Source organism: Enterobacter hormaechei ATCC 49162 (assembly GCF_001875655.1).
In the GTDB taxonomy this organism is placed as follows: domain Bacteria; phylum Pseudomonadota; class Gammaproteobacteria; order Enterobacterales; family Enterobacteriaceae; genus Enterobacter; species Enterobacter hormaechei.
This window is the reverse complement of record NZ_MKEQ01000001.1, coordinates 1,720,422-1,744,259: the sequence shown is the minus strand read 5'-3', so window position 1 is coordinate 1,744,259 and position 23,838 is coordinate 1,720,422. Positions and strand designations below refer to the sequence as shown.

At 57.1% G+C, this 23,838-nt stretch carries 23 protein-coding genes and 1 other annotated feature; of the genes, 13 read left to right on the top strand and 10 right to left on the bottom strand.

What is annotated here, in order from left to right; all coding sequences use genetic code 11:
* Window positions 1-3: 3 nt before the first annotated feature.
* Together rsmS and priC are read right to left on the bottom strand one after the other, a co-directional pair.
* Window positions 4-177, bottom strand: a complete 174-nt coding sequence (gene rsmS / locus BH712_RS08860; protein WP_006809845.1) for a pleiotropic regulatory protein RsmS — start codon at window positions 175-177, stop codon at window positions 4-6.
* A 14-nt stretch (window positions 178-191) separates the two neighbouring features.
* On the bottom strand, window positions 192-719 hold the full coding sequence (gene priC, locus BH712_RS08855) for a primosomal replication protein N'' (RefSeq protein ID WP_006809844.1): 528 nt from the start codon (window positions 717-719) through the stop codon (window positions 192-194).
* A 50-nt stretch (window positions 720-769) separates the two neighbouring features.
* On the opposite strand from priC, the gene BH712_RS08850 reads away from it, so the two are divergent.
* The 9 genes from BH712_RS08850 to BH712_RS08805 all read left to right on the top strand — a co-directional run bounded on the left by BH712_RS08850 (window position 770) and on the right by BH712_RS08805 (window position 10,171).
* Complete coding sequence (locus BH712_RS08850) at window positions 770-1,147, top strand: DUF454 family protein (RefSeq protein WP_001189855.1); 378 nt, start codon at window positions 770-772, stop codon at window positions 1,145-1,147.
* Window positions 1,148-1,298: 151 nt separating this feature from the next.
* On the top strand, window positions 1,299-1,850 hold the full coding sequence (apt, locus tag BH712_RS08845; protein ID WP_000127359.1) for an adenine phosphoribosyltransferase: 552 nt from the start codon (window positions 1,299-1,301) through the stop codon (window positions 1,848-1,850).
* Between the two features lie 88 nt (window positions 1,851-1,938).
* A complete protein-coding gene (gene dnaX / locus BH712_RS08840; protein ID WP_032673624.1) occupies window positions 1,939-3,867 on the top strand; it encodes a DNA polymerase III subunit gamma/tau in 1,929 nt (642 codons plus the stop codon).
* Window positions 3,197-3,261, top strand: a sequence feature (DnaX frameshifting element). (Overlaps the previous gene by 65 nt.)
* A gap of 53 nt (window positions 3,868-3,920) precedes the next feature.
* Window positions 3,921-4,253 (top strand): YbaB/EbfC family nucleoid-associated protein, encoded by a 333-nt coding sequence (locus BH712_RS08835; protein WP_003858972.1) that lies wholly within the window; start codon window positions 3,921-3,923, stop codon window positions 4,251-4,253.
* A complete protein-coding gene (recR, locus tag BH712_RS08830; protein ID WP_006809843.1) occupies window positions 4,253-4,858 on the top strand; it encodes a recombination mediator RecR in 606 nt (201 codons plus the stop codon). Before BH712_RS08835 ends, recR begins: the two co-directional genes overlap by 1 nt.
* 110 nt (window positions 4,859-4,968) lie before the next feature.
* On the top strand, window positions 4,969-6,843 hold the full coding sequence (htpG, locus tag BH712_RS08825) for a molecular chaperone HtpG (RefSeq protein WP_006809842.1): 1,875 nt from the start codon (window positions 4,969-4,971) through the stop codon (window positions 6,841-6,843).
* Window positions 6,844-7,072: 229 nt separating this feature from the next.
* The gene (gene adk / locus BH712_RS08815) at window positions 7,073-7,717 is read left to right on the top strand and encodes an adenylate kinase (protein WP_006809841.1); all 645 of its coding nucleotides are present in this window, start codon (window positions 7,073-7,075) and stop codon (window positions 7,715-7,717) included.
* Between the two features lie 124 nt (window positions 7,718-7,841).
* Window positions 7,842-8,804, top strand: a complete 963-nt coding sequence (gene hemH, locus BH712_RS08810; protein ID WP_000075859.1) for a ferrochelatase — start codon at window positions 7,842-7,844, stop codon at window positions 8,802-8,804.
* Window positions 8,805-8,866: 62 nt separating this feature from the next.
* Window positions 8,867-10,171 (top strand): inosine/guanosine kinase, encoded by a 1,305-nt coding sequence (locus tag BH712_RS08805; RefSeq protein WP_006809840.1) that lies wholly within the window; start codon window positions 8,867-8,869, stop codon window positions 10,169-10,171.
* A 106-nt stretch (window positions 10,172-10,277) separates the two neighbouring features.
* Here the strand turns inward: BH712_RS08805 and ybaL are convergent, their stop codons facing one another.
* Both ybaL and BH712_RS08795 read right to left on the bottom strand, forming a co-directional pair.
* Window positions 10,278-11,954 (bottom strand): YbaL family putative K(+) efflux transporter, encoded by a 1,677-nt coding sequence (gene ybaL / locus BH712_RS08800; protein WP_000546191.1) that lies wholly within the window; start codon window positions 11,952-11,954, stop codon window positions 10,278-10,280.
* Window positions 11,955-12,186: 232 nt separating this feature from the next.
* Entirely contained in the window at window positions 12,187-13,407 is a 1,221-nt protein-coding gene (locus BH712_RS08795) for an MFS transporter (protein WP_006809839.1), read from the bottom strand.
* 164 nt (window positions 13,408-13,571) lie between these two features.
* Here BH712_RS08795 and ushA point away from each other — a divergent pair, with 164 nt between their 5' ends.
* On the top strand, window positions 13,572-15,224 hold the full coding sequence (ushA, locus tag BH712_RS08790) for a bifunctional UDP-sugar hydrolase/5'-nucleotidase UshA (RefSeq protein WP_006809838.1): 1,653 nt from the start codon (window positions 13,572-13,574) through the stop codon (window positions 15,222-15,224).
* 95 nt (window positions 15,225-15,319) lie between these two features.
* Here the strand turns inward: ushA and ybaK are convergent, their stop codons facing one another.
* The 3 genes from ybaK to copA form a co-directional block, all read right to left on the bottom strand.
* Window positions 15,320-15,799, bottom strand: coding sequence for a Cys-tRNA(Pro)/Cys-tRNA(Cys) deacylase YbaK (gene ybaK / locus BH712_RS08785; protein WP_006809837.1), 480 nt, complete (start codon window positions 15,797-15,799; stop codon window positions 15,320-15,322).
* A gap of 198 nt (window positions 15,800-15,997) precedes the next feature.
* Window positions 15,998-16,792 (bottom strand): TraB/GumN family protein, encoded by a 795-nt coding sequence (locus BH712_RS08780; protein ID WP_032673623.1) that lies wholly within the window; start codon window positions 16,790-16,792, stop codon window positions 15,998-16,000.
* 50 nt (window positions 16,793-16,842) lie between these two features.
* Entirely contained in the window at window positions 16,843-19,341 is a 2,499-nt protein-coding gene (gene copA, locus BH712_RS08775; RefSeq protein WP_032673622.1) for a copper-exporting P-type ATPase CopA, read from the bottom strand.
* A 108-nt stretch (window positions 19,342-19,449) separates the two neighbouring features.
* On the opposite strand from copA, the gene cueR reads away from it, so the two are divergent.
* Entirely contained in the window at window positions 19,450-19,854 is a 405-nt protein-coding gene (gene cueR / locus BH712_RS08770) for a Cu(I)-responsive transcriptional regulator (RefSeq protein WP_006809835.1), read from the top strand.
* On the opposite strand, the gene BH712_RS08765 is transcribed toward cueR, so the two are convergent.
* The 3 genes from BH712_RS08765 to BH712_RS08755 form a co-directional block, all read right to left on the bottom strand.
* Window positions 19,851-20,309 (bottom strand): NfeD family protein, encoded by a 459-nt coding sequence (locus BH712_RS08765; protein WP_006809834.1) that lies wholly within the window; start codon window positions 20,307-20,309, stop codon window positions 19,851-19,853. The two genes, cueR and BH712_RS08765, sit on opposite strands and share 4 nt — an antisense overlap.
* Complete coding sequence (locus tag BH712_RS08760; RefSeq protein ID WP_003858941.1) at window positions 20,306-21,220, bottom strand: SPFH domain-containing protein; 915 nt, start codon at window positions 21,218-21,220, stop codon at window positions 20,306-20,308. The genes BH712_RS08765 and BH712_RS08760 overlap by 4 nt, the downstream gene beginning before the upstream one ends.
* 154 nt (window positions 21,221-21,374) lie before the next feature.
* On the bottom strand, window positions 21,375-22,229 hold the full coding sequence (locus tag BH712_RS08755) for a hypothetical protein (RefSeq protein ID WP_006809833.1): 855 nt from the start codon (window positions 22,227-22,229) through the stop codon (window positions 21,375-21,377).
* A 142-nt stretch (window positions 22,230-22,371) separates the two neighbouring features.
* Here BH712_RS08755 and fetA point away from each other — a divergent pair, with 142 nt between their 5' ends.
* Window positions 22,372-23,043, top strand: coding sequence for an iron efflux ABC transporter ATP-binding subunit FetA (gene fetA / locus BH712_RS08750; protein WP_032673621.1), 672 nt, complete (start codon window positions 22,372-22,374; stop codon window positions 23,041-23,043).
* Window positions 23,036-23,818, top strand: a complete 783-nt coding sequence (fetB, locus tag BH712_RS08745) for an iron efflux ABC transporter permease subunit FetB (protein ID WP_006809831.1) — start codon at window positions 23,036-23,038, stop codon at window positions 23,816-23,818. The genes fetA and fetB overlap by 8 nt, the downstream gene beginning before the upstream one ends.
* Window positions 23,819-23,838: the final 20 nt, after the last annotated feature.

The window sequence follows — 23,838 nt, the reverse complement described above, 5'->3', positions numbered from 1 at the left end:
CTATTACCCTCTCCCCTCAGGGGAGAGGGCAGGGTGAGGGGGAAGTTTCCCCTCAAAATCCCGCCGCACAATCTCCAGCGCCTTCAGCACCGTCTCCGCCGGGATCGCGTGATTCTCCAGCAACATAATTAAATCGACGGCCAGCTTGACCTCGTCGGGGGCATTTTCCAGTGACATCAGTGTGGCTCCTGTTAACGGGTCAGGCGTTCAATGACGCGTTCTATCTCATCCAGCGCCTGACGGCAGCGGACGATGCGGCCTTCCAGCGCGCTGATTTCACGCATTAATAACTGCTGCTCTTCCAGCGTTTCGCTATTGTTCAGGCGGGCTTCGCGCTCGCGCTTCATCTCAAACAGACGGCGCTCAAACTCCTGGTTCTCCAGCCGCTTACGCTGCCATTTTCCGAGTCCAGGCGAGGCGCTGTCCCACGCCCGTAGCGGCCAGGTGGCGATTTCCCGGTGCAGGGCGGTGATCTGCTCGGTAAGATGCGCCGCAAGCCACGCCACCTGTTCCTGCTGTTCACTCTCAACCGCGTGGCGAAGCTCGTCGAGGTGGGTCTGCATCTCAGCAAGGTAATCCTGAATAACGGTGCTGCGGGTGCGGAAAAGCTGCCGGTCAAAGCGCGGTTTCAGCGTGGCATGTCCCATCAGCGGTGTGGCCTGCGCCCGCAGAGCGATCAGCTGATTTTGCAGCTTCTCAAGAAGCAGTGCTGTTTTCAATGCGCTCTCCAGTGGTAAAGTAGCCGTTCAGTTTGATAACGATTCGCATTATGCAGCGTACTATTTTAATCATCATTGGCTGGCTCGCGGTAGTGTTGGGTACGCTGGGCATTGTATTGCCCTTGCTGCCGACCACCCCGTTTATCCTGCTGGCGGCCTGGTGTTTCGCCCGCTCATCGCCGCGTTTTCACCACTGGCTTCTGTACCGCTCGTGGTTTGGCGGCTACCTGCGACACTGGCAAAAACACCGTGCCATGCCGCCCGGAGCCAAGCCGCGCGCCATTGCCTTCATCCTGATCACCTTTGCCGTCTCGTTATGGCTGGTGAAAATGATGTGGGTGCGTATTCTGCTGCTGGCGATCCTGGCCTGCCTGCTGATCTTTATGTGGCGGATCCCCGTGGTTGATGAAAAGCAACAAAAGCACTGAAGCCTCATCATGGCGGTTGCAATTATGGCGCACAGCCAGTAAATTCGACCGTTTTCGAGCACAGGTGCGCCTGGTCAAAGGTTAAACAACTGTTACTTTGACCGACTCGTCGCGCGCCGTGAGTAACACTGTTTCATTTAGGCACAAACCGATGACCGCAACTGCACAGCAGCTTGAATATCTGAAAAATAGCATCAAAAGTATCCAGGACTATCCAAAACCTGGCATTCTTTTCCGCGATGTCACCAGCTTGCTGGAAGACCCGAAAGCGTACGCGCTCAGCATTGAACTGCTGGTCGAGCGTTATAAAAACGCCGGGATCACCAAAGTAGTAGGTACCGAAGCCCGTGGCTTCCTGTTTGGCGCACCGGTTGCGCTGGCGATGGGCGTGGGTTTTGTGCCGGTGCGTAAACCGCGCAAACTGCCGCGTGAAACCATTGCGGAGAGCTATGAGCTGGAATACGGCACCGATCAGCTGGAAATTCACGTTGATGCCATCAAGCCAGGCGACAAAGTGCTTGTGGTGGATGATCTGCTGGCAACTGGCGGCACTATCGAAGCGACCGTGAAGCTGATCCGTCGTCTGGGCGGGGAAGTGACCGACGCGGCATTCATCATCAACCTGTTCGATCTCGGCGGCGAGCAGCGCCTGGAAAAACAGGGTATTACCAGCTACAGCCTGGTGCCATTCCCGGGTCATTAATCCCGTATCTCACAACCTCGCTCAATGGGTGAGGTTGTGATAGCATTCCCCTCCATTAATTCACCTTCCAGCGTTGCAGAGCCTGCCCATGAGTTATCAGGTGTTAGCCCGTAAATGGCGACCACAAACCTTTGCTGACGTTGTCGGTCAGGAACATGTGCTGACGGCCCTGGCGAACGGCTTGTCGCTAGGTCGCATCCATCACGCCTATCTTTTTTCCGGCACCCGCGGCGTCGGTAAGACCTCTATTGCCCGTCTGCTGGCAAAAGGTCTCAACTGCGAAACCGGGATCACCGCCACCCCGTGTGGCGTGTGTGACAACTGCCGGGAGATCGAGCAGGGGCGCTTTGTCGATCTGATCGAGATCGACGCCGCCTCGCGTACCAAAGTGGAAGACACCCGCGATCTGCTCGATAACGTGCAGTACGCCCCGGCGCGCGGACGCTTCAAGGTCTATCTGATCGATGAAGTGCACATGCTGTCGCGCCACAGCTTCAACGCCCTGCTGAAAACGCTGGAAGAGCCGCCCGCGCACGTTAAATTCCTGCTGGCGACTACCGATCCGCAAAAGCTGCCGGTCACGATCCTCTCGCGCTGCCTGCAATTCCATCTGAAGGCGCTGGACGTTGAGCAGATCCGCGCGCAGCTTGAGCATATCCTCGATGAAGAGCACATCGTCCACGAACCTCGCGCGCTGCAACTGCTGGCCCGTGCGGCGGACGGCAGCCTGCGCGATGCGCTAAGCCTGACCGATCAGGCCATTGCCAGCGGTGACGGTAAACTCTCCACCGAGGCGGTCAGCACCATGCTCGGCACGCTGGATGACGATCAGGCGCTGTCGCTTATCGAAGCGATGATTGCCGCCAACGGTGAGCGGGTGATGACGCTCGTCAACGACGCCGCCGCCCGTGGCATTGAGTGGGAAGCGCTGCTGGTCGAGATGCTCAGCCTGCTGCACCGCGTGGCGATGCTGCAACTGTCTCCGTCGGCCATTGGCGCAGACATGGCGACTATTGAACCGCGGATGCGTGAACTTGCGCGCACCGTACCGCCGGCTGACGTTCAGCTTTATTATCAAACGCTGCTGATTGGCCGCAAAGAGCTGCCGTTTGCACCGGATCGCCGGATGGGCGTTGAAATGACGCTGCTCCGCGCGCTGGCCTTCCATCCGCGCATGCCAATGCCGGAGCCGGAAGCGCCCCGGCAGTCCTTTGCGCCGGTCGCGCCAACCGCGGTCATGTCACCGCAGCAGGTGCCACCGCAACCGACACCGCCGCCGCAGCAAAATGTGCCGCTGTCGGATGCCACCAGTTCGGTGCTTGCCGCACGAAGCCAGTTGCAACGTGCGCAGGGAGCAACCAAACCAAAAAAGAGTGAACCGGCAGCGCCTGCAAGAGCGCGGCCGGTGAACAACGCCGCGCTTGAACGACTGGCCTCGGTAACGGAGCGCGTACAGTCGCGTCCGGCACCGTCCGCGCTCGAGCAAAAAGCCCCGGCGAAAGAAGAGGCATACCGCTGGAAGGCGACCACCGTTGTTGAAACGGTCAAGGAAGTGGTCGCCACGCCAAAAGCGCTGAAAAAGGCGCTGGAGCATGAAAAAACGCCGGAGCTGTCCGCGAAGCTCGCGGAAGAGTCCATCGAGCGCGACGCCTGGGCCGCTGAGGTCAGCAAACTGCACCTGCCGAAGCTGGTGGAGCAGGTCGCGCTGAACGCCTGGAAAGAGCAGGACGGTAATCAGGTGCGTCTGCACCTGCGCCCGGGCCAGCGGCACCTCAACTCCCCTGGCGCGCAAAAGGCGCTGGCCGAGGCGCTGAGCGCATTACAGGGTGTGCCGGTTGAATTGACTATCATTGAAGATGATAATCCGGCGGTGAAAACGCCGCTTGAGTGGCGACAGGCCATTTATGAAGAGAAGCTCGCGCAGGCGCGCGAGGCGATTATTGCGGATAACAACATCCAGACCCTGCGCCGGTTCTTCGACGCCGATCTGGATGAAGAGAGTATTCGCCCCATTTGATCGTGAGTCTGACTTACGGTTGTAATCCTTAACGTGAAAGAAGAGAGAAGCCTATGTTTGGTGGAAAAGGCGGTCTGGGTGGCCTGATGAAGCAGGCTCAGCAGATGCAGGAAAAAATGCAGAAGATGCAGGAAGAGATCGCTCAGTTGGAAGTCACGGGTGAATCCGGTGCCGGTCTGGTCAAGGTGACCATCAACGGTGCGCATAACTGCCGTCGCGTTGAAATCGACCCGAGCCTGCTCGAAGACGACAAAGAGATGCTGGAAGATCTGGTTGCAGCCGCGTTTAACGATGCCGCTCGCCGTATCGACGAAACCCAGAAAGAGAAAATGGCCTCTGTTTCCAGCGGTATGCAACTGCCGCCGGGCTTTAAGATGCCATTCTGATGCAAACCAGTCCGCTGCTCACGCAGTTAATGGAAGCACTGCGCTGCCTGCCGGGTGTTGGCCCGAAGTCGGCGCAGCGCATGGCGTTTACGCTATTGCAGCGCGACCGCAGCGGCGGGATGCGCCTGGCGCAGGCTCTGACCCGCGCCATGTCAGAAATTGGTCACTGTGCGGACTGCCGGACCTTTACCGAGCAGGACGTATGTAACATCTGCACGAACCCGCGTCGTCAGGAAAACGGTCAGATTTGCGTGGTGGAGAGTCCGGCGGACATCTACGCCATCGAACAAACCGGGCAGTTTTCCGGCCGCTATTTCGTGCTGATGGGGCATCTCTCCCCGCTGGACGGCATCGGCCCGGACGATATCGGTCTCGACCGCCTTGAACAGCGCCTGGAGTCCGAAACGATCAAAGAGGTGATCCTCGCCACCAACCCCACGGTGGAAGGGGAAGCAACCGCCAACTACATCGCCGAGCTGTGCGCGCAGTACGGCGTTGACGCCAGCCGCATCGCCCACGGCGTACCGGTCGGCGGTGAGCTGGAGATGGTCGACGGCACCACGCTGTCGCACTCTCTGGCCGGACGTCACAAGATTATTTTCTGACCAAACGGAGGCTGCGCGCGCGGCCTCCGCTTGAAAATCTCCCCCCTTATCCCCATCTCTCACTCAACGTTTTACAACCCCATTAAATGGCATTGTTGAGGTCGACTTAGATGAAAGGACAAGAAACCCGTGGTTTCCAGTCAGAAGTGAAACAGCTTCTGCACCTGATGATCCATTCCCTGTATTCCAACAAAGAAATTTTCCTGCGTGAGCTGATTTCCAACGCCTCCGATGCGGCGGACAAGCTGCGCTTCCGCGCGCTGTCTAACCCGGATCTGTATGAAGGCGACGGCGAACTGCGCGTGCGCGTCTCGTTCAATAAAGAGAACCGCACCCTGACCATCGCCGATAACGGCATCGGGATGAACCGTGACGAGGTGATCGACCACCTCGGGACCATCGCCAAATCCGGCACCAAAGCGTTCCTTGAGTCCATGGGCTCTGACCAGGCGAAAGACAGCCAGCTGATCGGTCAGTTTGGCGTGGGCTTCTACTCGGCGTTCATCGTGGCGGATAAAGTCACCGTGCGCACCCGCGCCGCGGGCGACAGCGCAGAGAACGGCGTGCTGTGGGAATCCAAAGGGGAAGGCGAGTACACCGTTGATGACATCACCAAAGCGGATCGTGGCACCGAAATCACCCTGCACCTGCGTGAAGGCGAAGACGACTTCCTGAACGACTGGCGCGTACGCTCCATCATCAGCAAGTATTCCGACCACATCGCGCTGCCGGTTGAGATTGAAAAACAGGAAGAGAAAGACGGCGAAACCGTGGTTTCCTGGGAGAAAATCAACAAGGCGCAGGCGCTGTGGACGCGCAACAAGGCTGAAATCAAAGACGACGAGTACAACGAGTTTTACAAGCACATTGCCCACGACTTTACCGACCCGCTGACCTGGAGCCACAACCGAGTGGAAGGGAAGCAGGAGTACACCAGCCTGCTGTACATTCCGGCGCAGGCACCGTGGGACATGTGGAACCGCGATCACAAGCACGGTCTGAAGCTGTACGTGCAGCGCGTCTTCATCATGGACGACGCCGAGCAGTTCATGCCGAACTACCTGCGCTTTGTGCGTGGCCTGATAGATTCCAACGATCTGCCGCTGAACGTCTCCCGTGAAATCCTCCAGGACAGCACCGTCACCCGTAACCTGCGTAACGCCCTGACCAAACGTGCGTTGCAGATGCTGGAAAAACTGGCGAAAGACGATGCGGAAAAATACCAGACCTTCTGGAAACAGTTCGGCCTGGTGCTGAAGGAAGGCCCGGCGGAAGACACCGCGAACGTTGAAACCATTGCTAAACTTCTGCGCTTCGCCTCCACGCACAACGACTCCTCCGCGCAGACCGTGTCGCTGGAAGAGTACGTTTCCCGCATGAAAGAAGGGCAGGAGAAGATCTATTACATCACCGCCGACAGCTATGCGGCAGCGAAGAGCAGCCCGCATCTGGAGCTGCTGCGTAAGAAAGGCATTGAAGTACTGCTGCTGTCTGACCGCATCGACGAGTGGATGATGAACTACCTGACCGAGTTCGACGGTAAATCTTTCCAGTCTGTTGCCAAAGCTGACGAGTCTATCGATAAGCTGGCGGATGAAGTGGACGACAGCGCGAAAGAAGCCGAGAAGGCGCTGGAGCCGTTCGTTGAGCGCGTGAAAACCCTGCTGGGCGACCGCGTGAAAGAGGTGCGCTTCACGCACCGTCTGACCGATACGCCAGCCATTGTCACCACCGATGCGGACGAAATGAGCACCCAGATGGCGAAACTGTTCGCTGCGGCGGGCCAGGCCGTGCCGGAAGTGAAATATATCTTTGAGCTTAATCCGGATCATCCACTGGTGAAACGCGCGGCGGATACCCAGGATGACGCCCGCTTTGCCGAGTGGGTTGAACTGCTGCTGGATCAGTCCCTGCTGGCCGAGCGCGGTACGCTGGAAGACCCTAACCTGTTCATTAAACGTGTGAATGCGCTGCTGCTGGCGTAATTAAACACGACCCCTCACCCTGGCCCTCTCCCCAAAGGGGAGAGGGTATAATCGTCCCCTCTCCCCTCTGGGGAGAGGGTTAGGGTGAGGGGCAGTTGTCTGCACTCTCCCAAATTATCTGCCCTCATTAACCGTTTCAGCCTCCCCGCCTTCCTTGAGCGATACCCGTTCTGGTGGTATTGTTTAGCGCTTTTGAAAAATTGAATCGACATTTGAGGGGATTTTCGCAATGCGTATTATTCTGCTTGGCGCTCCGGGCGCGGGTAAGGGAACTCAGGCTCAGTTCATCATGGAGAAATACGGTATTCCGCAAATCTCTACTGGTGACATGCTGCGTGCCGCTGTTAAATCTGGCTCCGAGCTGGGCAAACAAGCTAAAGACATCATGGACGCAGGCAAGCTGGTAACCGACGAACTGGTTATCGCGCTGGTGAAAGAGCGCATTGCTCAGGAAGACTGCCGCAATGGTTTCCTGCTGGACGGCTTCCCACGCACCATTCCTCAGGCTGACGCCATGAAAGAAGCGGGCATCAACGTGGATTACGTGCTGGAGTTCGACGTACCGGACGAGCTGATCGTTGACCGTATCGTTGGTCGTCGCGTGCACGCTGCCTCTGGCCGCGTTTACCACATCAAATTCAACCCACCTAAGGTTGAAGGCAAAGACGACGTGACCGGCGAAGAGCTGACCACCCGTAAAGACGATCAGGAAGAGACCGTGCGTAAACGCCTGGTGGAATACCATCAGATGACCGCGCCGCTGATTGGCTACTACACCAAAGAAGCGCAGGCGGGTAACACCAAATACGCCAAAGTCGACGGTACCAAAGCCGTGGCTGACGTACGTGCAGAGCTGGAAAAAATCCTCGGCTAATTGCGCGCCTCTCACCCGGGCTTCCGGGTGAGAAATATTCTCATCTTACCTATTACAGCAATGGGTTTCGTTTAAACGCATTTCCGCTACAATTGACAACCTATCAAATGGTTAAGAGGCGTGAATGAGTCAGGCGAAAACCGGCATCCTGCTTGCCAATCTGGGCACTCCAGAAGCACCTACATCAGACGCGGTAAAACGCTACCTGCGACAATTTTTAAGCGACACGCGCGTCGTGGATACCCCGAGACTGCTGTGGTGGCCGCTGCTGCGTGGCGTCATCCTGCCGATTCGTTCGCCGCGCGTCGCTAAACTCTATCAGTCCGTGTGGATGGAAGAGGGCTCGCCGCTGATGGTGTACAGCCGCCGACAGGAAAAAGCGCTGGCCGCCCGCCTGCCTGAGATGCCCGTTGCGCTCGGCATGAGCTACGGCAAGCCGTCCCTGGCAAGCGCCGTCGACTCTCTGCTGGCGCAGGGCGTTGAGCACATTGTGGTGCTCGCCCTTTATCCGCAGTACTCCTGCTCCACGGTGGCTGCCGTCTGGGACGAACTGGCGCGTATTCTGGCGACCCGCCGCCGTATACCGGGTATCACCTTTATCCGCGACTACGCCGATAACGAGCTGTACATTCAGGCGCTTGCCAGCAGCGCGCGCGCGTCGTTTGAAAAACATGGCGAGCCGGATCTGCTGCTGCTCTCCTATCACGGTATTCCGCAGCGTTTCGCCAACGAAGGCGATGATTACCCCCAGCGCTGCCGCGATACCACCCGCGAGCTGGTCTCCGCCCTCGGCCTGCCGCCGGAGAAGGTGATGATGACCTTCCAGTCGCGCTTTGGCCGCGAGCCGTGGCTGACCCCGTATACTGATGAAACGCTTAAAATGCTGGGCGAGAAAGGCGTGAAGCACATTCAGGTGATGTCGCCGGGCTTCTCGGCGGACTGTCTGGAAACGCTGGAGGAGATCGCGGTGCAAAACCGGGAATTTTTCCTTGAGGCTGGCGGTGAAAAGTACGAGTACATTCCGGCGCTTAACGACTCCCCTGAGCATATCGACATGATGGTGTCACTGGTCACCGCCTGCCGCTGATCGCGTTACGGACCGGGTTTGTGCTACCATTCCCGGCCCGTATTCTTTGCACAGTTCAGACCATGAAATTTCCCGGTAAACGTAAGTCCAAACACTATTTCCCCGTCGATGCCCGCGACCCGCTGTTACAGCAAATTCAGCAGGAAAGCGAAACCAGCGCTGCCTGGGTGGTCGGTATCGATCAGACGCTGGTGGATATTGAAGCCAAAGTGGATGATGCGTTTGTCGCGCGTTACGGTCTGAGCGCCGGACACTCTCTGGTGATTGAGGATGACGTGGCCGAAGCGCTGTATCAGGAGCTGATGCGCGAAAATCTCATCACCCATCAGTTTGCTGGCGGCACCATCGGCAACACCATGCACAACTACTCCGTTCTGGCAGATGACCGCTCGGTCCTGCTTGGCGTGATGTGCAGCAATATCGAAATCGGTGGCTATGCCTACCGCTACCTGTGCAATACCTCCAGCCGCACCGATCTGAACTATTTGCAGGGCGTTGACGGGCCGATTGGCCGCTGCTTTACGCTGATAAGCGATTCCGGCGAGCGTACCTTTGCCATCAGCCCCGGCCATATGAACAAGCTGCGCGCCGAAAGTATCCCGGAAGAGGTGATCGCGGGCGCGTCTGCGCTGGTATTGACCTCCTATCTGGTGCGCTGCAAGCCGGGCGAACCGATGCCGGACGCAACCATGAAGGCCATCGAGTACGCGAAGAAATACAACGTGCCTGTGGTCCTGACGCTGGGCACCAAATTCGTGATTGCCGACAACCCGACGTGGTGGCAGACCTTCCTGAAAGAACACGTTTCTATTCTGGCGATGAACGAAGAAGAAGCCGAAGCGCTGACCGGCGAAAGCGATCCGCTGCTGGCGTCTGATAAAGCGCTGGACTGGGTGGATCTGGTGCTCTGCACCGCCGGGCCGGTCGGACTGTACATGGCGGGCTTCACGGAAGAAGAGAGCAAGCGTAAAACCCAGCATCCGCTGCTGCCGGGCGCAATCGCCGAATTTAACCAATATGAGTTCAGCCGCGCCATGCGTCATAAAGACTGCATTAACCCGCTGCGTATCTTCTCCCACATTGCGCCCTATATGGGCGGACCTGAGAAGATCATGAACACCAACGGCGCAGGCGACGGCGCGCTGGCGGCGCTGCTGCACGACATCACCGCCAACGCCTACCACAAAACCAATGTGCCGAATTCCAGCAAACATACCTTCAACTGGCTGACCTATTCCTCGCTGGCGCAGGTGTGTAAGTATGCGAACCGCGTGAGCTACCAGGTGCTGAACCAGCACTCTCCGCGCTTAACGCGGGGGCTGCCGGAACGGGAAGACAGCCTCGAAGAGGCGTATTGGGACAGATAAAAGAAAACCCCTCACCCTGCCCCTCTCCCCAAAGGGGTGAGGGAACTTGAACACCCTCTCCCCTACGGGGAGAGGGCCGGGGTGAGGGGGGATCAGACCGCACAAGCTACCCCGTCACCGCCTCTTCAACCGGCGGCTTCGTCAGCATTGTCAGCATCGTATTCGCAATCTCGCGCTCGCCCATCACCACCTGATTCGCGCCGCGCTCGGTGATGTACTCCACCTCGTCGTCATAATGGGCGCGGGCAATGATTTCGATATGCGGGCATTTTTCACGGGCGGTGGCCACAATCTCCCCGGCCTCGTAACCGTTCGGGATAGTGAGCAGCAGCCAGCGGGCGCAGTCCAGATGCGCCAGATTCATAATCTCTTCGTTAGCAGCGTTGCCCAGCACCGCACGGATGCCGCGCGCGCGAAGCTCGTCGACGCGGGTGCGGGAGGTTTCAATCACCACCAGCGGGATCCCCTGCGCCATCAGCTTCTCACCCAGCAGGCTGCCGACGCGGCCAAAACCGACCAGCAGCGCATGGTTGCAGATATCCACCGGGATCTGCTTCTCATCTTCCGTTGCCTCTTCCAGCGTCTGCTCTTCGAGGGTTTCGGTCTTCTCGAGATATTTCTCCAGCAGGGCAAACAAGACCGGGTTTAGCATGATGGAGAGGATCGCCCCCGCCAGTACCAGATTTTGTCCCGCCTGTGGCAGCAGGTTCAATGCCATGCCCAGACCGGCCAGAATAAAGGCGAACTCACCGATCTGCGCCAGGCTGGCGGCGATGGTCAACGCCGTGCGCGGCGAGTGACCGAACATCCTGACCAGGAAGAAGGCGGCAACGGACTTACCAAAGATAATGATGGCCAGCGTACCCAGCACGGCCAGCGGCTGCTGAACCAGAATCATCGGGTCAAACAGCATGCCGACGGAGACAAAGAACAGCACCGCGAACGCATCGCGCAGCGGCAGGGTATCGTGCGCGGCGCGGTGGCTCAGCTCGGATTCATTCAGCACCATCCCGGCGAAGAATGCACCCAGCGCGAAGGAGACGTCGAACAGCTCGACGGCGCCAAAGGCAATGCCCAGCGCCAGCGCAAGGACCGAAAGGGTAAACAGTTCACGCGAGCCGGTGGCTGCGCTGCGGGACATGATCCACGGCACCAGACGGCGGCCTACCAGCATCATGATGGCGATAAACGCCACCACCTTACCGATGGTAATGCTCATATCCAGCGCCAGCGAGGCGAAGCCGATATTCTCTTTTTCCATCATTCCGGCGACGGCGGGCAGCAGCACCAGCGTCAACACCATCACGAGATCTTCTACAATCAGCCAGCCTATCGCGATCTGTCCGCGCTGGCTGTCTATCAGCTGTCTTTCCTCAAGCGCGCGTAGCAGCACCACGGTGCTGGCGGTTGAAAGACACAGCCCAAAAACGATACCGGTCATGATTGACCAGCCCAGCACCGCCGAAAGCGCCATGCCCAGCAGCGTCGCCACCCCTATCTGGGCGATCGCGCCGGGTATGGCGATCGACTTTACCGCCATCAAATCCTTCAGGGAGAAATGCAGTCCGACGCCAAACATCAGCAGGATCACGCCCAGTTCCGCCAGCTCCGGCGCCAGTTTGGTATCCGCGACAAAACCCGGCGTAAACGGCCCTGCCAGCACGCCCGCTATCAAATAGCCCACAAGAGGCGATATACGCAGTTTATTGGCAATCATGCCGAGGATAAAAGCGAGCACAAGTCCACCAACAATGGTGGTGATAAGCGGTGTGGCGTGGTGCATTCCGTCTCCTTTCGCGATGGGTGATCCATTTTTGGTGCAAATACCAAAAAGCCGATTAATAGTTTATGACAATTTTTACACGTATGTTTATGAATAATTGTTGAAATCAGAATAAAAGAGCAATGAGCGTGAAAAAGGGCAGGTTTAGCAAAGTTTGTGGGCAGGATGAAGGGGAAAGCCTTATGGCATCAGGTTATGCGGCTGCCAAAGTTTAACTTTGGCAGCCCTGAAACTACGCTTTATGACGATTGTCAGGCAGGAATATGGTCAACATCCCCAGAAGAGGCAGGAAAGCGCAGATTTTATAAACCAGGAAGATGCTGGTGTGGTCTGCAACCATCCCTAACACGGCCGCACCAAGGCCACCCATGCCAAAGGCAAAACCGAAAAAGAGGCCGGAAACCATACCGATACGCCCCGGCAGCAGCTCCTGCGCGTAGACCAGGATGGCTGAGAATGCCGATGCCAGAATAAAACCAATAATCACCGTCAAAATCCCGGTCCACTCCAGCGTTGCGTACGGTAAAACCAGCGTAAACGGGGCAACGCCGAGGATAGAGCCCCAAATCACATATTTACGACCAATTTTATCCCCGACAGGGCCGCCAATCACCGTGCCTGCCGCTACCGCAAACAGGAAGGCAAAGAGGTGGAACTGGGCGTTTTGTACCGATAATCCGAATTTTTGCATCAGATAGAAGGTGTAATAGCTGCTGATACTCGCCATATAGAAATATTTCGAAAAAATCAGCACCAGCAACACGCTAACGGCAAGGATCACTTTGTTGCGCGGAAGAGGATTGGCGATCTTCGCGACAGGCTTGCCCTTGTTCACGCGATGCTGCGCGGCATACCAGCGGCTGATTTGCGCCAGCACGACAATCGCCAGCAGCGCGGCCAGCACAAACCACGCCACGTTGCCTTTACCGTAGGGCGCGATAATCACCGCCGCCAGCAGAGGACCGAGAGAGCTACCAAAGTTCCCTCCCACCTGGAACAGAGACTGCGCCAGCCCGTGACGTCCGCCGGAGGCCATACGCGCCACGCGGGACGATTCCGGGTGGAATACCGATGAACCGGTTCCTACCAGCGCCGCGGCAACCAGTACCGCCTCAAAGCTGCCCGCCATGGCCAGCAGCACTAACCCGCTCAGGGTGAAGCACATGCCAATGGGCAGCGACCATGGCATCGGGTATTTATCTGTCCAGTAGCCCACCACCGGCTGTAGCAGTGAAGAGGCCAGCTGGAAGGTCAGGGTGATCATCCCGATCTGTACAAAGGTTAAAGAGAACTCCGACTGCAACAGCGGGTAGATCGCCAGAATCAGCGACTGGATCATGTCGTTGAGCAGATGAGAGAGACTGATTGCGCCTAATACTTTAAAGGAAGTGCGCGATTTCGGCGGCGACGCCGGAGCGCCCTGGACGGGCTGGGTTGATTCACTGATTGCCATAAATACCACGTCGATTTGTTATTAGAGATGCAGGGAGTAATTATTATCCGACTAACATACCCGTCCGTGACATTTGAAGAAAGTCGCAATTCTGAAAACTTATTTGTCTATTCTTGTGAGTCACTGTAATTTTTGCGTTTGTCTATGGGTCAGGGAGAGAGAAGATGAAGTTGATAAAGCGTGGCGTCGCGCTGGCGCTCATCGCCGCATGGGGGCTGACAAGCCTGCCTGCGCAGGCGTATGAAAAAGATAAAACCTATAAAATTACCATTCTGCACACTAACGATCATCACGGCCATTTCTGGCGCAGCGAATACGGTGAATATGGCCTGGCGGCGCAAAAAACGCTGGTGGACGGCATTCGTAAAGAGGTCGCGGCCCAGGGAGGCAGCGTCCTGTTGCTGTCGGGCGGGGATATTAATACTGGCGTACCGGAATCTGATTTGCAGGATGCCGAGCCTGATTTCCGCGGCATGAATTTAATTGGTTACGACGCAATGGCCGTCGGAAACCACGAATTTGATAACCCGCTGAGCGTGTTGCGCCAGCAGGAGAAGTGGTCCAAATTCCCGTTCCTTTCCGCCAATATTTATCAGAAAAGCACCGGCGAGCGCCTGTTTAAACCGTGGGTGCTGTTTAAGCGACAGGATCTGAAGATCGCGGTTATCGGCTTAACCACCGACGATACGGCGAAAATTGGCAACCCTGAATTTTTCACCGACATCGAATTCCGTAAACCGGCAGACGAAGCGAAGCTGGTGATCCAGGAGTTACAGCAGAACGAAAAGCCGGACGTGATTATCGCCACCACCCATATGGGGCACTACGATAACGGCGAGCATGGCTCCAATGCGCCGGGCGACGTGGAGATGGCGCGCAGCCTCCCGGCGGGGTCGCTGGCGATGATTGTGGGCGGTCACTCACAGGATCCGGTGTGCATGGCGTCGGAGAACAAAAAGCAGGTGGACTACGTGCCGGGCACGCCGTGCGCGCCGGATCGTCAGAACGGGATCTGGATTGTGCAGGCCCACGAATGGGGTAAATACGTGGGCCGCGCGGATTTCGAATTCCGTAACGGCGAGATGAAGCTGGTGCACTATCAGCTTATTCCGGTCAACCTGAAGAAGAAAGTGACCTACCCGGACGGCAAAAGTGAGCGCGTGCTCTACACGCCTGAGATCGCTGAAAACCAGCAGATGCTCTCTTTGCTGACGCCGTTCCAGAGCAAAGGGAAAGCGCAGCTGGACGTGAAAATTGGCACGCTGAATGGTCGTCTGGAGGGGGACCGCAGCAAAGTCCGCTTCGTACAGACCAACATGGGGCGTCTGGTGCTGGCCGCGCAAATGGCACGTACGAATGCGGATTTCGGCGTGATGAGCGGCGGCGGTATTCGTGATTCCATCGAAGGCGGCAACATCACCTATAAAGACGTGCTCAAAGTGCAGCCGTTTGGCAACGTGGTGGTGTATGCGGACATGAGCGGGAAAGAGGTGATTGACTACCTGACCGCCGTGGCGCAGATGAAGCCGGACTCCGGGGCGTATCCCCAGTTTGCTAACGTCAGCTTTGTGGCGAAAGACGGCAAGCTCAACGATCTCAAAATCAAAGGTGAGCCAGTGGATCCGGCGAAAACCTACCGTCTGGCAACGTTAAGCTTTAACGCCACCGGCGGCGACGGCTATCCGCATATCGATAACAAACCGGGCTATGTAAACACCGGGTTTATTGATGCGGAAGTGTTGAAGCAGTACATCGAGCAGAACTCGCCGATTGACGTGAATGCGTATGAGCCGAAGGGCGAGGTAAGCTGGCAGTAGTGCGGGGTTTTGTTGCCCGGTGGCGCTGCGCTTACCGGGCCTACGGGAGCAACATGTAGGCCGGGTAAGGCGTAGCCGCCACCCGGCTTTTTCGTCTACTCCCGGCGCGCAATATCCGCAAATTTCGCGTCCAGCATTTTCGCCAGATCGCCTGCGGCCAGTTCAATATCCAGTCCCCGTTTGCCGCCAGAAATATAGATCGTCTCAAATTCCTGCGAAGGCGCATCGATCAGCGTCGGCAGGCGCTTTTTCTGCCCGAGCGGGCTGATCCCGCCGACCAGATAACCCGTCGTGCGTTGCGCAACCATCGGGTCTGCCATATCGACCTTTTTGGCCCCCAGCGCTTTGGCGACTTTCTTCAGATCAAGCTGTCCGGCGACGGGCGTCACTGCCACGGCGAGGTGCTTCATATCGCCATTCACCGCGACCAGCAGCGTTTTGTAGACCTGGTCCGCATTCAGCCCCAGCTTGCGCACCACTTCATCACCAAAGTTGGTTTCGTTCGGATCGTGATCGTAAGTATGGATCCGGAAAGAAATTTTGTTTTTTTCGAGTAATTTAACGGCGGGAGTCATGGCTATCCTTCTTGCGACAGGCGATTCATGCCAGCAGCATACGCCTGACGTTTGTCTAAAAAATAGCACCATCTTGCGCAATAGTATTGGCAGTGATGGTTACTTTGAGCGACAATCGGCGTAGCCGAAGGTCACTTCGGTATAATAAAAACGATGAAATTCCTCTTTGACGGGCCAATAGAGATATTGGCCATTTTTTTATTTCAGCAGTGACGGCAAATTCCCTTCTCCGTACAAATGCAACGCGCCAACCGCGACCACGTAACGACCGGCAGGCAGGGCATACAGCGTCTCCCGCCACGCCTGGTTACGCGCATTCATCAGCACATCATACAACGATTCACTGAACGTCGACGGTAACGCCAGCTTACCGTCTGCGGGCGGCGCATCCAGCCACCAGCCAATCATCGTTTGCAGCAGACGCGCGTTGGTGTGCCAGTGGGTCAGGGTATCATCCAGCAGTATCAGGCCGTCATCGGGAAGCTGGCGAAGAAGCGCAATCTGGCTGTCCGTGCCTTCCAGTTCAATGACGGACAGGTTGCGCGCCCTTGCTGCATTCAGCAGTTGATAATCGATACCGTAATCACCGCGTAGCCCCAGGCGCTGCGCCTGCGTCGCCTGTAACACCATGGCAATTTGCCACAGGGGCAGGGTGTCGAGCATAGAGAGTGAGACGCCGGTTTCATCCGCAAGACGGGTAAGCTCAGCCAGCTGCGTCTCGTTAAGACGTTCAGCCAGAGGGCGATCGCTTTCCAGCCCGGCAAACGGCGATTCATGGCCGGAGATGTCGGCTTCGACGATCAGCGCGTCGGCGCGCTTCAGCAGTTTGATCAGGCCGGAGGGCAGGGGGGACATATCCTGCGTGCCCATATGAATGCTTCCCACCAGGTGCAGATGCTGCCCGCCCGGAAGCGAAATATCCATACCGGGCCAGGAATAACGGCGGGGAAAGAGGGCGCGAAACGATGCTTTTATACGGCTAAACAGACTCATACGCGCTCCATAAACGGAAAGGTTCATGCTAGCGCGTACGGGTACAAGGTTCAATCCTTCGGTTTAAACCGCAGCAGACGGTTGGCGTTGCTCACCACGGTAATTGACGAGAGCGCCATCGCCGCACCCGCGACAACCGGGTTCAGCAGGGTGCCGGTCAGCGGCCACAAAATCCCGGCGGCAATCGGAATCCCGAGTGAGTTATAGACGAACGCCCCCAGCAGGTTCTGCTTCATGTTGCGCAACGTGGCTTTCGCAATCGCCAGCGCATCCGCCACACCCATCAGGCTGTGACGCATCAGGGTGATCGCAGCGGTTTCAATGGCGACATCGCTCCCGCCACCCATTGCAATGCCTACGTCAGCCTGCGCCAGCGCCGGGGCGTCGTTGATGCCATCGCCCACCATCGCCACCTGACGACCCTGACTTTGCAGGTTCTTGATGGCGTCCGCTTTGCCGTCCGGCAGCACGCCCGCGATCACTTCATCAATACCGGCTTCTTTCGCAATGGCGTTGGCGGTGGTCGGGTTGTCCCCGGTCAGCATCACCAGACGATAGCCCGCGCGGTGCAGGCGCTGTAAGGCATCCACGCTGTCCTGACGTAACGGATCGCGCACGGCAAGCAGCGCCGCAGCTTTGCCATCCACCGCCAGTAGAACCGGCGTCGCGCCCTGAGCGGCCTGCGCGTTCAGCTCAGCGTCCAGCGCGGACGTATCAACCCCGTTTTCATTAAGCAGTGCCTGGTTACCCAGCAGCAGCGTATGCCCTTCGGCTTCACCGCTGACCCCTAAACCGCGCAGGGTACGGAAGTTGCTTACCTGCGGCAGGCGGGCATCACCGGCTTTCTCAAGGATGGCGCGCGCCAGCGGGTGGCTGGAGCCTTGCTCCAGCGCGGCGGCAAGGCGCAGGGCATCCGATTCCGTACAGCCAGCGGTACTGACGGCCACCACCTGCGGTTTGCCCTCGGTGAGCGTGCCGGTTTTATCAAAGACGAGGGTGTCCAGCGTGCTTGCCCGTTGCAGGGCGTCAGCATCACGGACCAGAACGCCAAATTCGGCGGCGCGTCCGACGCCAGAGATAATCGACATCGGCGTGGCCAGACCAAGGGCACAAGGGCAGGCGATGATCAGCACCGTGGTGGCGATCACCAGGGTGTAGACAATCTGCGGCGCCGGGCCGAAGACATACCAGATTGCCGCGCTCAGCAGGGCAATGCCGACGACCACCGGCACAAAAATGGCCGAGATTTTATCGGCAAGCTGACCGATTTCCGGCTTGCTGCTCTGGGCCTGGCGCACCATGCGAATAATGCGCGAAAGGGTGGTATGGCTGCCGACGGCGCTGGCGCGGAACAGCACGCTGCCGTCCTGCACCACCGTACCCGCATGGACCGCGTCGCCCTGTGATTTCTGCTGGGGGATCGGTTCCCCGGTCAGCATGGCTTCATCCAGCCAGGCGTCGCCCTGGGTGATTTCACCGTCGACGGGTACGCGGTCGCCGGTGGTCAGGCGCAGCGTCATACCCGGCTGCACCTCTGAGAGCGGAACGCTTTTCTCCCCGTCGTCCGTCACCACGCGGGCCGTCGGCGGGGTTAAATCGAGTAATCGTTCCAGTGCTTTCGACGAGCGCTGACGCGCGCGGGCTTCGAGCATATGGCCTAAGTTGATCAGACCAATAATCATCGCACTCGCTTCATAATAAAGATGGCGCGCCTCCATCGGGAACCACTGCGGCCAGACGTTAACGCTCATCGAATACAGCCACGCGGCGCCTGTCCCGAGCGCGACCAGCGTATCCATCGTCGCGGTGCGGTTTTTCAGGCTCTTCCAGGCGCTGGTGTAGAAGTGCCCGCCAGCGAACACCATGACTGCAAGGGTAATCAGACCAATCACCAGCCACAGGGTGCGGTTGTCTGCGGTGACCATCATGTTGTCACCCATCATGCCCCACACCATCACCGGAATACCGACCAGCAGGGCGACGATCGCCTGCCAGCGGAAGCGCTTCATGGTGGCGATGGCCGTTTCCTGCTGGCGTTCACGGCGCTCGGCATCATCTTCGATGGCCTCCGCCCCGTAGCCCGCTTTCTCCACGGCCTGCACTAAATCTGCGGCAGAGGCACTGCCCATCACCAGCGCAGTGCGCTCCGCCAGGTTTACCCGTGCCTGTGCGACGCCCGGTACTGCCTGTAAGGCGTTTTGTACCCGTGAGACGCAGCTGGCGCAGCTCATGCCGTTGATCAGCAGCTGTTGGCTGTCATCAAGATCATCTGCTACCGGAAGCTCAGGAGTGGCCGCTGTCAGTGCTTCCGACGGGGATGATGACTCTGCCAGCGGTTTAGCCTTTGGGTGGCTTAACTCCGCCCCGTAACCAGCCTGTTTAATGGTATCAATCAGCGCCTCGGCGCTGGCGCTGCCGACTACGGCGGCATGATCGATCGTCACGTCAGCGCTTTCCACGTCAGGGCGCTGTTCCAGGCTTTCTTTAACGCGTTTGACACAGTGGCCGCAGGAGAGGCCGTCCAGTGTCAGGTCGATAGTGTGAGACATAACAAAACTCCCGTATAATGTTCTGGTCAATTGTTGACCTTCACTCTGCTTTTCGCTAACTGTTATGAAGGTTAAACCTTCCATCAAGGGGAAGGTCAAGGGGGAAATGTGAATATCAGCGATGTTGCGAAAAAAACCGGCTTAACCAGCAAAGCGATTCGCTTTTATGAGGAAAAAGGGCTGGTGACGCCACCGTTGCGCAGTGAGAACGGCTACCGCAGCTATACGCAGCTGCATCTTGATGAACTGACGTTACTGCGTCAGGCAAGACAGGTTGGATTTAACCTGGAAGAGTGCGGCGAGCTGGTAAACCTGTTTAACGATCCGAAGCGCCACAGCGCCGACGTGAAAAAACGTACGCTGGAAAAAGTGGCGGAGATCGAACGCCATATTATCGAATTACAGGCGATGCGTGAGCAGTTGCTACAGCTGGCGGAATCCTGCCCGGGAGATGACAGCGCCGACTGCCCGATTATCGACAATCTTTCCGGCTGCTGTCATCGCAAGGCTTAAGCCTGGCAGGCTTTCACCCGCAGGGTAATGCCTTCCACCGCAATGACCTCAACCCGTGTGCCGGCGCTGAGGTCGTCATCGGCCACCACCGGCCACGAACTGTCGCCCACGCGCATATGACCGCGTCCGTTGATCAGCGCGTTATCAAGCGTAAAACGTTGACCCACGATCTGCTGCCCACGCTGGTTGAGATGCGCGTCGACGGGCTTCTGCGCCTGAACCCGTTTGTTCAGCCAGCGCCACCACAGCCAGGCGGCCACCAGCGTGAGTACGGCAAACAGCGCACCCTGCCACTCCCAGCCGACAGGCAGCAGCCAGACGACCAGCCCGGTGATCACCGCGGCCACACCGCTCCACAGCAGATAACCATTGCCGCCAAGCATCTCGGCGGCCAGCAGCAAGCCGCCAAGGCTTAGCCAGAACGCATGAGGATGTGCAACGATGAGTTCAATCATTTTTTACGCTCGTTTCCGCCGTCTTTAATCAGTTCGGCAATCCCGGCGATAGATCCCATCAGGCTGCTGGCATCCAGCGGCATCATCACCACTTTGCTGTTGTTCGCAGAGCCGATTTCTTTCAGCGCATCGGTATATTTTTGCGCGACGAAGTAGTTCACGGCCTGGATATCCCCGGCGGCAATCGCCTCGGAGACCATCTGCGTTGCGCGGGCTTCCGCCTCCGCCGAACGTTCACGCGCTTCCGCCTGGAGGAAGGCAGACTGACGGTCGCCCTCGGCTTTCAGGATCTGCGACTGTTTTTCCCCTTCCGCTTTCAGGATCTCGGCCTGCCGCACCCCTTCGGCTTCAAGAATATAGGCGCGCTTGGTACGCTCGGCCTTCATCTGGGCGTTCATGGAGGCGATCAGCTCTGCCGGTGGGCGCACGTCGCGGATCTCAATGCGGGTCACTTTGATCCCCCACGGATTGGTGGCTTCATCCACAATGTGCAGCAGGCGGGTATTGATGCTGTCGCGCTGGGAGAGCATTTCGTCCAGCTCCATCGAGCCGAGCACGGTACGGATGTTGGTCATGGTCAGGTTGACGATCGCCAGCTCCAGGTTGCTCACCTCATAGGCCGCTTTCGGCGCATCAATCACCTGAATAAAACACACCGCATCGATGGTGACGTTGGCGTTATCCTTGGAGATGACTTCCTGGGAAGGGATATCCAGTACCTGCTCCATCATGTTGATCTTACGCCCAATTCTGTCCATGAACGGGACGATCAGGCTTAAACCAGGCTGAAGGGTATTGGTGTAGCGACCGAAACGTTCGACGGTCCACTGGTAACCCTGTGGGACAATTTTGACGCCTGCGCCCACGATAACCAGCGCAACGAAAATAAGGACAGGGACAACGATGAGCATAAAAACCTCCTGTTTTGCATGCCGTAACGAGAAAAATTGCGTATTTGTTGAACGTAAGTATATCGGCTAACGAACGGCTTTTCGCCCCTGTAAAGAGGTGGGAACCGGACTTGTAGAAATAAAACGCCCCGTTCGGGATGCGGGGCGCAAAGCGTTACGCTTCAGACCAGGTATAGCTGAAGTCGGTGATAAACCCATCCCCGGCGTCAGCGATGGCTTTCGATAAGCCCTGATAGTATTTTTCCAGGCCGATGGCCTCTATCTGCTGGATCTGCTCGCGGATGGGGGCGCAAAACAGCACTGCATTGCCCGCCCCGACACGTTTGTTGTTCGGCGGCAGATCGCCGGTAATCGCTTTAAACCAGGTTCTGATCCCTTGCTTTAAGCTGTGCGGCGCTTTTGTCAGATCCTCCTGGCCGGTCAGCACCTGTAGGGTAGGGAATTCATTTGCATAGACGGCGGTTTTCATGCGCGCAAAGAACGCGGTAAATAGCTCAAATGAGCCGAGATCCGTGACGCGCGGCTTGGTGGTTTTCCCGTTTTTATTGCCCATTTTTCCGGCAGGCGCTATTGGCGCCGGAACCACATTGACCTTATGCAGATCCAGACCAAACAGCAGATTACAGTGCGCCCGGCGCTCTTTGAGCGGATAGGACATCAGCACGTCAATAAACGTCGTCGCCTTCACATCGGCCAGGTCATGGTTAATCAGCCATTGCGAGCGGGCAAATTCCGCAGGAGAAACGAACCAGTCCGGCACCTCGGTAAAGCGTCTCGATTTACCCTTGCCGTCAAATTCAAGAAAGTAAGCCCCGTCATCGAAAGCAAAATAGCAGTTTTTAAAGCTACCGATCGTGGTGTTAACGATGAGCGCCTTCTTAACAAAATCGACCACCTCAGCACCCATGACAAAACGCGTGAGTTCTGAAGAATTGATGACTTCCATTAATGTTTCCACATCAGGAACACCTGGCTTCAGGGAAGAGAACTCATAAAAGATATGTGTCATGTTGCTGACTTCCTGTAGTTATAGAGGTGACAATTAGCGAACAAAAAGTTTAACACTTGCTATAGATTAAGGCTATTCGCGCTGTATACCGGAAAGGATTATGCTAAAGGCTGTTCTTATTACAGCGCTTAACGGAATCGGAATGAATAATAAAAAAAAGCTTCTGGATATCAGGGATGTTGGCTTTCGCGTGGGTGACACAACCCTGCTTCAGCATGTCGATTTTTGTCTGTCGCCGGGCGAATTTAAACTGATTACCGGCCCCTCCGGGTGCGGCAAAAGCACACTCCTGAAAATCGTGGCCTCGTTACTCAGCCCGACGGAAGGAACCATTCTGTTTGAAGGGAAAGATATCGCCACGCTTTCACCGGAAAGCTATCGCCAGCAGGTGTCATACTGCGTGCAAACGCCGTCCCTGTTTGGTGACACGGTGTACGACAATCTGGTGTTCCCCTGGGACATCCGCAACCAAACGCCTGAACCGAAAAAGTTTGCCGACGATTTGGCCCGGTTTGGGCTTTCGCCGGAAACGCTGACCAAATCGATCGCCGACCTCTCAGGCGGGGAAAAGCAGCGCGTCTCGCTGATCCGTAACCTGCAATTCCTGCCGAAGGCGCTGTTGCTGGACGAGATCACCAGCGCGCTGGATGACGCTAACAAACGCAACGTCAATGACATTATCCACCGCTACGCCCGGGAGCAGAATATTGCCGTGCTGTGGGTGACGCATGATTCAAACGAAATTACCCATGCGGATGATGTCATCACGCTCAGGCCGCAGGGCGGGAAAATGCAGGAGGCTCACCGTGGGTGAACATAATATAACCAACGAATCGCTGGCGCTGTCGATGGTACTGGTACTGGTGGCGATTGTGGTCAGCTACCGGGAAAAGCTGGGGCTGGAAAAAGACATTTTGTGGAGTATCGCCCGTGCGGTCATTCAGCTCGTCATCGTCGGCTATGTGCTGAAATACATCTTCAACGTCAACCATGCCGTGCTGACCCTGTTGATGGTGCTGTTTATCTGCTTTAACGCGGCGTGGAATGCGCAGAAGCGCAGTAAATACATCGATAAAGCGTTCATTTCATCGTTTATCGCCATCGCCACCGGAACCGCGTTAACGCTGGCGGTGCTAGTGCTCTCCGGCTCGATTGAGTTTACGCCGATGCAGGTGATCCCCATATCCGGGATGATTGCGGGCAATGCGATGGTGGCGGTTGGGTTGTGCTACAACAATCTGGGGCAACGCTTCAGCAGTGAACAGCAGCAGCTTCAGGAGAAGTTAAGCCTGGGTGCGACGCCTAAGGTGGCCTCGGCGCGGTTGATCCGCGATAGCATTCGTTCTTCGCTGATCCCAACGGTGGATTCCGCCAAAACGGTGGGGCTGGTCAGTTTACCGGGAATGATGTCGGGGCTGATTTTTGCCGGTATCGATCCGGTAAAAGCCATTAAGTACCAGATTATGGTGACGTTTATGCTGCTCTCTACGGCGAGCCTGTCGACGATTATTGCCTGCTACCTGACCTATCGGAAGTTTTACAACGCGCGCCACCAGCTGGTGGTGACGCAGTTGAAAAAGACAGGGTAATATCGGCTTTTCCAGGCCCG